At 72.7% G+C, this 11,059-nt stretch carries 11 protein-coding genes; 2 read left to right on the forward strand and 9 right to left on the reverse strand.

Annotated elements, in window-relative coordinates; translation table 11 throughout:
• Positions 1-10: 10 nt before the first annotated feature.
• Both JNO54_RS12965 and JNO54_RS12970 read right to left on the reverse strand, forming a co-directional pair.
• Positions 11-703 (reverse strand): NUDIX domain-containing protein, encoded by a 693-nt coding sequence (locus tag JNO54_RS12965; protein ID WP_204144266.1) that lies wholly within the window; start codon positions 701-703, stop codon positions 11-13.
• Complete coding sequence (locus JNO54_RS12970) at positions 700-1,848, reverse strand: glycosyltransferase family 4 protein (RefSeq protein ID WP_204144267.1); 1,149 nt, start codon at positions 1,846-1,848, stop codon at positions 700-702. The genes JNO54_RS12965 and JNO54_RS12970 overlap by 4 nt, the downstream gene beginning before the upstream one ends.
• A 40-nt stretch (positions 1,849-1,888) precedes the next feature.
• On the opposite strand from JNO54_RS12970, the gene JNO54_RS12975 reads away from it, so the two are divergent.
• Together JNO54_RS12975 and JNO54_RS12980 are read left to right on the forward strand one after the other, a co-directional pair.
• The gene (locus tag JNO54_RS12975; RefSeq protein WP_204144268.1) at positions 1,889-2,740 is read left to right on the forward strand and encodes a PIG-L deacetylase family protein; all 852 of its coding nucleotides are present in this window, start codon (positions 1,889-1,891) and stop codon (positions 2,738-2,740) included.
• On the forward strand, positions 2,737-3,780 hold the full coding sequence (locus JNO54_RS12980; RefSeq protein WP_204144269.1) for a lysylphosphatidylglycerol synthase transmembrane domain-containing protein: 1,044 nt from the start codon (positions 2,737-2,739) through the stop codon (positions 3,778-3,780). Before JNO54_RS12975 ends, JNO54_RS12980 begins: the two co-directional genes overlap by 4 nt.
• On the opposite strand, the gene JNO54_RS12985 is transcribed toward JNO54_RS12980, so the two are convergent.
• From JNO54_RS12985 to JNO54_RS13015, 7 genes are all read right to left on the reverse strand, one after another.
• Positions 3,781-4,575 (reverse strand): type 1 glutamine amidotransferase, encoded by a 795-nt coding sequence (locus JNO54_RS12985; protein WP_204144270.1) that lies wholly within the window; start codon positions 4,573-4,575, stop codon positions 3,781-3,783.
• Positions 4,572-5,912 carry a Mur ligase family protein gene (locus tag JNO54_RS12990; protein ID WP_204144271.1) on the reverse strand — a complete coding sequence of 447 codons (1,341 nt, stop codon included), beginning with the start codon at positions 5,910-5,912 and terminating at the stop codon, positions 4,572-4,574. The genes JNO54_RS12985 and JNO54_RS12990 overlap by 4 nt, the downstream gene beginning before the upstream one ends.
• A gap of 214 nt (positions 5,913-6,126) precedes the next feature.
• The gene (locus JNO54_RS12995) at positions 6,127-6,813 is read right to left on the reverse strand and encodes a lysophospholipid acyltransferase family protein (protein WP_307818215.1); all 687 of its coding nucleotides are present in this window, start codon (positions 6,811-6,813) and stop codon (positions 6,127-6,129) included.
• 7 nt (positions 6,814-6,820) lie between these two features.
• Positions 6,821-8,398 (reverse strand): glutamine-hydrolyzing GMP synthase, encoded by a 1,578-nt coding sequence (gene guaA, locus JNO54_RS13000; RefSeq protein ID WP_204144272.1) that lies wholly within the window; start codon positions 8,396-8,398, stop codon positions 6,821-6,823.
• Between the two features lie 88 nt (positions 8,399-8,486).
• Positions 8,487-8,822: a DUF3817 domain-containing protein gene (locus tag JNO54_RS13005; protein ID WP_204144273.1), complete on the reverse strand. Its 336-nt coding sequence runs from the start codon at positions 8,820-8,822 to the stop codon at positions 8,487-8,489.
• Positions 8,819-9,625 carry an SURF1 family protein gene (locus tag JNO54_RS13010; protein WP_204144274.1) on the reverse strand — a complete coding sequence of 269 codons (807 nt, stop codon included), beginning with the start codon at positions 9,623-9,625 and terminating at the stop codon, positions 8,819-8,821. Before JNO54_RS13010 ends, JNO54_RS13005 begins: the two co-directional genes overlap by 4 nt.
• 34 nt (positions 9,626-9,659) lie before the next feature.
• A complete protein-coding gene (locus tag JNO54_RS13015) occupies positions 9,660-11,018 on the reverse strand; it encodes an MBL fold metallo-hydrolase (RefSeq protein ID WP_204144275.1) in 1,359 nt (452 codons plus the stop codon).
• Positions 11,019-11,059: the final 41 nt, after the last annotated feature.

Below are 11,059 nucleotides of genomic sequence, written 5' to 3' on the forward strand. Positions count from 1 at the left end.
ATGGCCTGCGTCACAGCCGCCCGGCCTGGCGGAGCAGGGCGATCGTCTGGACGAGCGGCAGGTCGTCGAGCTCGGCCTGCGGCACCCACCGGGCCTGGGCGGTCGAGCCGCCGACGTCGTGGATCACGGGCTCGGTCGGCTGCCGCACCCGTCCGGCGAAGATGAGCCGGATCGCCTGGAAGTCCTCGAGCACCCCGCTCGGCGCCCGACCCAGCCAGTGCTGGGTGTGCACGTCGATGAGCTCGCCGGGCTCGAGCCGCTGGTCGGTCTCCTCCCACACCTCGCGGACGACACCGTCGACCGGGTCCTCGCCCGGGTCGACACCTCCGCCGGGGAGGTTCCACCAGCCAGGGACGAGGTGGACTCGCTCGGAGAGCTGGGTGAGCAGCACGGCGCCCTCCTCGACGACGACCGCGTAGGCGGCGAGCCGCTGGTGCGGCACGGCGACCTCGCCGGCGGCGATCTCGAGGGCCGGGTCGGCGGCGGTCGCGGCGGGCTCGTCGGCGGCCACCGCCTCCCCCGGGCTCGCCTCGACGTCGATGACGACGACGCCGGGCTCACCGGAGGGTCGGGCGGCCCGCAGGTAGGTCGGGTCGTGCCAGCCCACCTCCGCCAGCGCGGACCTCGGGTCCAGACCATGACGAAGGGGGATGACCGTCGCCTCGGTCCCCCCGGCGGGGGCGACCCTCAGCCGGACGCTCATCGGGACGCCCTCGCTCGGCGGTACTCGGCCTCGACGTCGACGAGCACGGCGCCCCAGCTCTGCCGTGGCGGGACGGTGGCGTTGTGCTCAGAGATCTGCGACCGCCAGAGCTCGTCGTCGACGAGCCGCCGGATGGCGGCGGCAAGCGCCGCGTCGTCTGTCACGAGCAGCCCGTCGACGCCGTCTTCGACGATGTCGTCGACCCCCGACCCGCCCATGGCCACGATCGGGAGGCCCGCGGCGCGCGCCTCGAGCACCGCGATGCCGAAGGCCTCGAGCCTCGTCGGCGCGAGATAGCCGTCGGCGCGTGCGTAGGTCTCGAGCAGCGCGGCCCGGTCGACACGGCCGCGCAGGATCACCCGGCCCGTGAGCCGCAGGTCGGCGATGCGCGCCGCGACCCGGCCACGCAGCGGACCGTCGCCGATGATCTCCAGACGGGCGCGGTCGGCGACCCCCGCCGCGGCGAAGGCCTCGACGAGCTCGACGGGGCGCTTGCGGGGGACGAGGCGCAGGGTGGAGACGAGTCGGACCTCACCCTTCGAGGCTCCTCGCACCTTGGGGATCATGCGGCTCAGGGAGCGGGGGGCCCACGCTTGGAGGTCGATCGCGTTGGGCAGCACCGCGACCTCGGTCCCGGCCGGCGCCGCCGCCTCGACCTGCCGCGCCGCGAAGCTCGACACCGCCGACAGCACCGCGCCCCGCTCCACCCACCGGCGCAGGACCCCCGTCGCGCGGTAGCCGGTCGCCGCACGGTCGAGCACGCAGTGCCAGGTCAGGGCCGTCGGCACCCCGAGCCGCGTCGCGACCCGCGCCGCATCCCAGGCGAAAGGCGAGACCACGCCGACGTGCACGTGCGCGACATCAAACGCCCCGTCCCGCAAGCGATCTCGCATCTCCCCCACGGCGAGAGGGTTGACCGGAAGCCCCCCGAGCAGCGGCTCGGCGAGGCGGTGCACCCCCACCCGCCCCCCCGCGACCGGGACGTCCTCGATCGCCCCGCGGCACTCCCCCTTCGGCCCGGCGGTAGCCGTGAAGACCTCCACCTCGTGGCCGGCGCCGACCAGCCGCGCCGCGAGGTCGCTCACCTGCGACTCGATGCCACCGACGCGCGGCGGGTAGCAGTCGGAGAGCAGCGCGATCTTCACGTCCCCAACCCTGCCACGCCGCTGTGGGACAGTTGCCCCGATGACCTCGCAGACCCCGGGTCGCCGGACGCTCGTCGCCCTGCACGCCCACCCCGACGACGAGGCCCTCCTCACCGCCGGCACGATGGCCCGGGCGGCGGCGCAGGGCCACCGCGTCGTCCTCGTGGTCGCCACCGACGGCGCCCTCGGCCTGGCCGACGAGACCTTCGGCACGACGGGGGACGCCCTCGCCTCGACCCGCAGCCGGGAGCTCGCCGCGAGCGCCGAGGCGCTCGGCGTCGCCCGGGTCGTCGAGCTCGGCTACGCCGACTCCGGCAGCGGTCCCGAGCTCTACCCCGACCCGCCCGGACGCACCCGATTCGCCCGCACGCCGCTGACCGAGGCCGCAGACCGCGTCGCCGCTGTCCTCGCCGAGGAGCGCGCCGACGTCCTGCTCACCTACGACCGCAACGGCGGCTACGGGCACCGCGACCACGTCCGCGTCCACGAGGTCGGGGCGGAGGCGGCCCGCCGGCACCGCGAGGCGAGCGGGCTGCCCCTTCGCGTCCTCGAGGCGACGGTCCCCCGCGACACGATGACCCGGGCCCTCGACCTCGTCGCGAAGGTCTACCGCTTCCCGCCCGAGCTCGACCGGGCCTCCTTCGACCACGCCTACTCGGCCCGGGCCGAGATCACCCATCGCATCTCGGTCCGCCGGCACATCCGGGCCAAGCGCGCGTCGATGCGCGCCCACGCGAGCCAGGCCAGCGGCGGCGACTCCCGCACGCTCGGGGCCTTCCTGCGCATCCCGCGCCCGCTCTACGACCTCGTCTTCGCGCGCGAGTGGTACCGCGACCCCGATCTCCCGCCCGGCTCGACGATCCGGCGCGACGTCTTCGAGGACGTCCGATGACCGCCGCCCCCACGAGCCCCCGCCGTATACCGGTCAAGCGCGTCGTCCAGGCCGTCGTCGGGCTGGGACTCGCCGCGGTCCTGCTCATCTGGGGCCTGCCCTACTTCGCGCAGACGTCGTGGGGCGAGGTCTTCGGCGTCCTCGGCACGGTCCACCCGGCGCAGGCGCTGCTCTTCACCGCCCTCGTCGTCGCGGGGCTCTACTGCTACACCTTCGTCATGGTCGGGGCGATGCCTGGCCTGAGCCACCCCCGTGCGCTCATCCTCAACCTCTGCGGCTCGTCGGTGAGCAACCTCCTGCCCGGCGGGGGCGCGGTAGGCCTGGCGGCGACGTACACGATCGCGAAGTCCTGGGGATTCTCCGCCGCTCGCGTCACGACGATGGCCGTGGTCACCGGGGTGTGGAACATCCTCTCCCGTGCCGCCCTGCCGATCATCGCGATCTTCGGGCTCTCCTGGGGCGCAAAGGATCTGCCGTCGCGGATGGAGGAGGCCGCCTGGGCCGCGATCATCACCGGCGGCATCGTCCTGGCCGTCTTCGTGCTGGCCGTCGCGACCGACCGTGGTGCCCGGCTCGCGGGCAGCACGATCGACCGCGGCATCCGGCTCGTCCGCCGCAGCCACACCGACAAGGTCGAGACCACCCTCGCCGACCTCCGCAGCCGCATCGCCGACACCGTCCAGACCGGCTGGCTGAAGATGACGCTCGGGATGGTCGGCTTCTTCGGTCTCTACTACGTGCTCTTCCTGCTCTGCACGCGCGCGACCGGCACCGACCTCCCCTTCGGTCAGCTCTTCGCGGCCTACGCGATCGGGCGGCTGCTCACGGCCGTCGGGGTGACGCCGGGGGGGCTCGGGGTCACCGAGACGGGCACGGCGGCGGCGCTCGTCGCGTGGGGCGCCGACCCGGCGGCGGCGATGGCCGGGGTCGTGCTCTTCTCGATCTTCACGCACCTCCTGGAGGTGCCGCTCGGGGCGCTCGGCTGGCTCGCGTGGTCGCTCATGCCCAAGGCGAGCGGCGAGGAGCTCGAGGACGCCTGATCAGGCCAGCAGCCGCCGGACCTGCCGCTGCTGGGCCTCGCGGGCGACCGTGTCGTCGAGCTCTCCGGGGACGAAGGGGGATCCCGTCGCGTGCTCGGCGGCCCAGCCGATGAGGGCGTCGGCGAGCTGGGGGTTGGCGGGCAGGACCGGGCCGTGGAGGTAGGAGCCGACGACGTGGTCGCGGATCGCGCCCTCGGTGCCGTCGCTCCCGTTGTTGCCCATGCCGTGGCGCACCCGGCCGAAGGGGGCCTGGCCGGCGCCGAGCGTGGTGGAGCCGGAGTGGTTCTCGTAGCCGACGACGTCGCCGTGGTCGGTGGAGAGCACGACGGGGCCGATCATCCGCTTCTCGTTGCCCTGGGTCGTGACGTCGAGGATGCCCAGGCCCGGCAGGCGCTTGCCCTCGACGGTGATGAAGGCGTTGCCGAAGAGCTGGTACATGCCGCAGATCATGAGCATCGCGGCGCCCTCGTCGGCGAGCGAGCGGAGGCGCTCACCGATCGCGGCGAGGTCGGCCTCGACCTTGACCTGGCCTGAGTCCTGGCCGCCTCCGCCGACGACGAGGTCGACCTGCTCGGGGAAGGGCTCGCCCGGGTGGTGCTGGTGGACGACGGGCACGTAGCCGTGGCGCCGGATCCGGGCCGCGAGGCAGCGGGTGTTGCCGAGGTCGCCGTAGATGCTCATCTCGCGCGGGTAGAGGTGCACGAGGTGGATCTCGCCCTTGCCCTCCTGGCCGGGGTCGGCGGGCAGGCCGGACTTCTCCGGCTCGCCGAGGATCGTGACGTCACGCTGGTTCACGCGCCCGCCTCCTTGCTGTCCTGGGCGTCCTCGCCCATCTCCGGCAGGTCGTAGCGCTGCGAGAGCAGCCGGCGCAGGGAGAGCATCGCCGTGTACGACGTGAAGATCCGCTTCGGCTCGTCGCGGTGGTCCGCGAGGAAGGTCGTGAGCGCCCGCTCGAGGTCGGTCTCGGTCGAGGCGACGGGCACGTCGTCGTACTGGAGCCGCAGCGCCATGTCCCAGCCGCGCACCCCGGAGGTGAGCGCAACTCCCTTGTCCCGCAAGGAGGAGAAGTCGACGTCGTAGAGCCAGGAGACGTCGCGGCCATCGGCGTAGTCGTCGTTGATCGCGATCATCGTCGCGCTCGGCGTCGACCCGTACGTGCTCAGGGCGACGGTGAATCCGGCGGGGTTCTTCACGAGGACGAGCTCGAGCGGCTGGCCGTCGGCGTCGATCACCTCACCCCGGCCGAAGGGGGGCTGAACCGTCCGCAGCGAGTGCTCGGCGGCGTCGGGGCGGAAGCTGCCGCCCAGGAGCATCCGGGCGGTCGTCGTCGCGGCGGTCGCGTTGATCATCGCGGCCAGACCCCGCTGCCGCAGGGTGACCGGGCCGACGGACCCCCCTTCGCCCTGGCGACCGAAGAGGATCTCGAGCTGCTGCTCGTCGACCGGGCGGAGGAAGCCGTCGCCGGTCCCGGCCGCAGGCGGGGTGTACTCGGCCTGCTCGCGGACGTCCTGCTCCTGGAGCTCGCCGAGGCGGTCGGCGATGGACTCGTCGAGCCCGAACCAGCGCACCTCGACGCCTGGCGCGAGGTCGGCGGCGATGCGGTTGACGTAGGGGTCGTCGACGTTGAGCACGACACCGGTCGTCGTCTGGCCGGCGAGCGTGCTGAGCAGCCGTGCGGTGTGGTCGATCTCGGCGAAACGGTCGAGCTGGTCGCGGGCGACGTTGAGCAGCAGCGCGTGGGTGGGCGCGACCGCCTTCGCGAAGTGGAGCGCGTGCGCCTCGTCGAGCTCGAGGACCGCGAGATCGGCCTGGAGCCGGCCACGCAGGGGCAGCTCGGCGAGCATCGCGGAGATCACGCCGCGCGTGAAGTTGCTCCCGGTCGGGTTGGTGAAGACCTGCTTGCCGTGGGCGCGCAGGAGCGCGACGAGCATCTTCGTCGTCGTCGTCTTGCCGTTGGTGCCGGAGACGACGACGACCTGGGGTACGTCCCGCAGGGCGTGGGCCAGGAATCCGGGGTCGACCCGCTCGGCGACGAGCCCGGGGAGCGCCGACCCGCCGGTCCCGCCTCCTCGGAGCCGGGCGGCGGTGCGCGCGGCCTTGCCGGCGATGACGGCGGCGGTGGTTCTCAGCACCGCATCAGCCTACCGACCCGCTCCCCGCGCCCCGTCCCCCTTCGCACGAGCCAAGGCTCCTGTCCCCAGATCTCGCAGGAACCAAGGTTCCTGTCGCCCAAGAGCGCACGAGCCTTGGCTCGTGCGGGTCAACAGGGGTACGAGCCTTGGCCTGTGCGGGCCGACAGGGGTACGAGCCTTGGCTCGTGCGCCAGGGAGATGGCGGGAGCGAGAGTCAGGTGCGATCGGCGAAGGTGTCGGCCCGCACCTGGGGCGAGCGCTGCGCGATCGCGTCCATCGTCGCGTCGGTGATCGCCCGGTGCAGACGGCTCTTGACGTGCTCCTCGGACAGTCCCGCGACGTCCACCGGGGGCGCGAAGCGCACCGTCACGCGGTGGGGACGCAGCCCCTTCGCCCCGACGGGCTGGACGCGATCGGTGCCGATGAGGGCGCACGGGACCACGGGGGCCCCTGTCGCGACGGCCAGCCGGCCGACCCCCGGCTTGCCCCGGTACAGCCGCCCGTCGCGCGAGCGCGTGCCCTCGGGGTAGATCCCGAAGGCTCCCCCCGACCGCAGCTGCTCCTCGGCGAGCTCCAGCGAGCGCGCGGCCCCCCGCGGGTCGTCGCGATCGACCGGGATCATCCCCCCGAACTCGCCGAACCAGAGGCGGCTCAGCCACCCCTTCGCCCCCGTGCCCGTGACGTACTCGGCCTTGCCGAGGAAGCCGACCGTGCGCCCCGCGGCCAGCGGGACGACCATCGAGTCGACGAAGCTCAGGTGGTTGCTCGCGATGATCACCGGTCCCGTCTGCGGGACATGCTCACGTCCCTCGACGGTGAGCCGGAGATAGGCGCGAAGGGGTGGCCCCACCGCCACGCGACGGAGGAACCACTCGGCGGCGGCCATCCCCGGTGAGCTCACGGCAGGCTCACTCCCACTCGATGGTGCCCGGCGGCTTGGAGGTGACGTCGAGGACGACCCGGTTGACCTCTTCGACCTCGTTGGTGATCCGGGTCGAGATCTGGGCGAGGACGTCGAAGGGGACGCGCGTCCAGTCCGCGGTCATCGCGTCCTCGGAGGAAACGGGCCGGAGGACGACCGGGTGCCCGTAGGTGCGGCCGTCGCCCTGGACGCCGACCGAGCGGACGTCGGCGAGCAGGACGACCGGGCACTGCCAGATCTCCTTGTCGAGACCGGCCTCGGTGAGCTCCTCGCGGGCGATCGCGTCGGCCCGGCGGAGGATGTCGAGGTTGTCCTCGTTGACCTCGCCGATGATCCGGATACCCAGGCCGGGCCCCGGGAAGGGCTGGCGGTCGACGATCGCGTCGGGCACGCCGAGCTCGCGACCGACCTGGCGCACCTCGTCCTTGAAGAGCGCACGCAGCGGCTCGACGAGGCTGAACTGCAGGTCGTCGGGCAGGCCGCCGACGTTGTGGTGGCTCTTGATGTTGGCCGTGCCGGAACCGCCGCCGGACTCGACGACATCGGGGTAGAGCGTGCCCTGGACGAGCCACTTCACCGGGTGCTCAGCGTCGCCGCGGTCCTCGACCACGTCGCGTGCCGCCTGCTCGAAGACCCGGATGAACTCGCGACCGATGATCTTGCGCTTCGCCTCGGGCTCGGTCACGCCGGCGAGGGCGGTGAGGAACTGCTCCTTGGCGTCGACGACGACGAGGTCGACGCCGGTCGCCGCGACGAAGTCCTGCTCGACCTGCTCGGCCTCGCCCTGCCGCAGCAGCCCGTGGTCGACGAAGACGCAGGTCAGCTGGTCGCCGACGGCACGCTGGACGAGCGCGGCCGCGACGGAGGAGTCGACGCCGCCGGAGAGGGCGCACAGGACACGGTCCTCACCGACCTGCTCGCGGATCGCGGCGACCTGGTCGTCAACGACGTTGCTCGCGGTCCAGTCGCCGGGCAGCCCGGCGCCACGGTGCAGGAAGTTCTCGAGCACCCGCTGGCCGAAGGTCGAGTGCATGACCTCGGGATGCCACTGGACCCCGTAGAGCCGACGCTCGTCGTCCTCGAAGGCGGCGACAGGGGCGCCGGAGGTGGTCGCGGTGACGGTCATGCCCTCGGGGGCCTCGGTGACGGAGTCCCCGTGGCTCATCCACACCGACTGGTCCTCGGGCTGCCCGTTGAAGAGGGTCGACTCCCGGTCGGTGACCTGGGCACGGGTGCTGCCGAACTCGCGCAGACCGGTCTTGGCGACGGTGCCGCCGAGCGCCTGCGCCATCGACTGGAAGCCGTAGCACATGCCGAAGACCGGGACCCCGGCCTGCAGCAGCGCGGCGTCGAGGCGCGGCGCGCCCTCCTCGTAGACCGAGCTGGGGCCTCCGGAGAGGATGATCGCGGCCGGCTCCTTGGCGAGCATCTCCTCCGCGGTCATCTCGTGCGGGACGACCTCGCTGTAGACGTTGGCCTCACGGACCCGTCGGGCGATGAGCTGGGCGTACTGGGCACCGAAGTCGACGACGAGGACCGGGTGCTGCTTGAGCGAATCCGTCACGGGCTCAGGCTACCCGCGGGCGAAGGGGTGCCCTCCTCCCCCTTCGCAGCCCCCTTCGCACGAGCCCGGGCAGCTGTGGCGAGGGGTGTCAGCGGGTGAGCGGCTCGACCTCGCGGACGACCCGACGCTCCTCGACGAAGGCGAGGAAGGGGATGCACGCGAGCACGAGGATGAGGATCATCCGGCCCACGGACCAGCCGACCTTGAGGCCGAGGTTTGCGGTCGCCGCGGCGAAGACCATGAAGATCAGGCCGTGCACCGGGCTCCACCACGTGAGCACGTCGTTGTCCATCCCGTACTTGAGGACCATCTCGAGGATGAGCACGAACATCGCCAGACCCGCGATGATCGCGGTGACGCGGAAGATCGTCAGCGCCGTGCGGAGCTGATCCGGCGTGGTCTGGGTCCTGGTCGGCTGGGTCATGACTCTCCTGGGTCTGAGGCGTTGGACGAAGTGGCGGCCGCGGGCGTGCCGGCCGGGTCGGGAGCCTCGTCGGCGTCGCGCTCGCGGCGGGCCTCCTGCCGCATCATCCGCCACCACATCCAGAGGACGAAGGCGGCGACGACGTACCACTGGGCGGCGTAGCTGGCGTTGCGCCAGTCGATCGAGGTGTCCGGCAGCGGCGGCGGGACGCGCTCGAGACCGACCGGGGCGACGTCTGCGCCGCCCGTACGCTCCTCCATGGCGAAGCCGAAGCCGTTGTAGAGCTCGCCCGGCCAGGCGTTGACGAGCCGGCCGAGGTCGATCGTCGAGGCTCGCCCCTCCGGCAGGTCGATACGGGTGTCCGGGGCCTCTCCCGGTGCCAGCGAGGCAACGATCTCGAGCTCGCCGGTCGGCGGCTCCGGCGGCTCCTGGTCGGGCGGCAGCCAGCCCCGGACCACCGGCAGGTTGGCCCCGGTCCCCGCGACGACGAAGCGCTCGACCGCCCAGCCCCCGTGACGCCCGTCGAGCAGCCGGTCGACGACCACGAAACCGCCCTCGGCGACGTACTCCCCCTTCGCCCGCACCCGTTGGCCGGACCCGTCGTCGGGGAAGGACTCGAGCGGCTTGATCGCCTCGGTGATCGGCTCGACGGGACGCTCCTGGACCTCCCGGACGGCGTCCTCGCGCGCCTTGTCGTGCGCGGCGGCCCACTGCCACCTCCCGAGGAAGACGGCGAGGGCGGCAAGCACGAGCGCGAGGACGAGCAGACCCAGCCACCGGGGTCGGGTCGCGGTCCTCAGCACCCGGCCAGGCTACGTGGTCGACCTGGGCGGCCCATCAGGACCCGACGATCACCAGACCGGCCTGCCCGGCCTTGTCGAAGTCGTCGTCGATCACGACGACCTGGCGCCCACGGGCGGCGAGGATCGACGCGGCGACAGAGGCGCGGTACCCGCTCGCGCAGTGGACCCAGACCTCACCGTCGGGGACGTCGGCCACCCGGTCGACGAGCTGCCCGAGCGGGATGCTCACGGCGCCGTCGAGGTGCTCCTGGGCGTGCTCCTTGGGGTTGCGGACATCGAGGACCACGACCGGCCGGTGGTGCCGCACCTGCAGGAGATCGCCGAAGTCCGCGCGCTGCAGGGTCGCGAGGTCGCCGTCGGTCCACTCCCGCGGTCCCCCGGTCGCGCTGGCCGCAGTGTTGTCGTAGCCGATCCGGGCGAGCTCACGGACGGCCTCGGCGACCTCGTCCTCGCTCTCCCCGAGGAGGGTGACGGGGGCACCCCACGGGACCACCCAGCCCACCCACGTCGACATCTGACCGTCGAGCCCGACGTTGTACGTGCCCGGCACATGACCGGCGGCGAAGGCCCTGCGGGTGCGCAGGTCGACGACCCACTCCCCGGCGTCGATCCGCCTCGCGAGCTCGACCTTGTCCGCGCGGACCGGGACCGTGAGGTCGGCCTCCGGGGGGCCGGAGGCGTTCGCGGGGCCCATGTGCGCGTAGTAGGCGGGATAGAGGTCGAGCCCGTCGAGGGTCTCTCGGACGTAGGTCTCCACGTCCTGGGTCAGGGCGGGGTTCGCGGTCCGCTCTCGGCCGATCGTCGACTCGTCGGCGTCGCTCTGGGTCGCGGAGCAGAAGGAGCCGAAGCCGTGGGTGGGCATGACCGCGGCGGAGTCAGGGACCTCGTCGACGAGCCGGTGGGCAGAGGCGTGCTGGTGCCGGGCGAGCTCCTCGGCGTGGGCCTGGCCGAGGAGATCCGGCCGACCGGTCGTGCCGAAGAGGAGCGAACCGCCGGTGAAGGCCACCGCGTCACCCTCGGCCGTCGCCTCGAGGACGTAGCTGAGGTGGGTGAAGGTGTGGCCGGGCGTGTGGACCACCCGGACCCGCAACGACGGGGACACCTCGATGACGTCACCGTCGCGCACGCCGACCCGCTCGAAGGAGACCTCGTCGTCGGCGTTGACGTGATAGGCCGCGCCGGTGCGCTCGGCGAGCACGAGCCCGCCCGTGACGTAGTCGTTGTGGATGTGGGTCTCCAGGACGTGTGTGATCCGCACCCCCTCCTCCTCCGCGAGCCGGAGGACCCGGTCGACGTCGCGCTGCGGGTCGACGACAAAGGCGACCTCTCCGTCGTGCGCGAGATAGCTCCGGTCCCCGAGCGAGCTCGTCTCGATCGTGCGGACGGTTGCCATGGTCGACCTCCTGAGATACGGATGGGGGTATCCATGCTCTC

Source organism: Janibacter endophyticus (assembly GCF_016888335.1).
Lineage (GTDB): Bacteria > Actinomycetota > Actinomycetes > Actinomycetales > Dermatophilaceae > Marihabitans > Marihabitans endophyticum.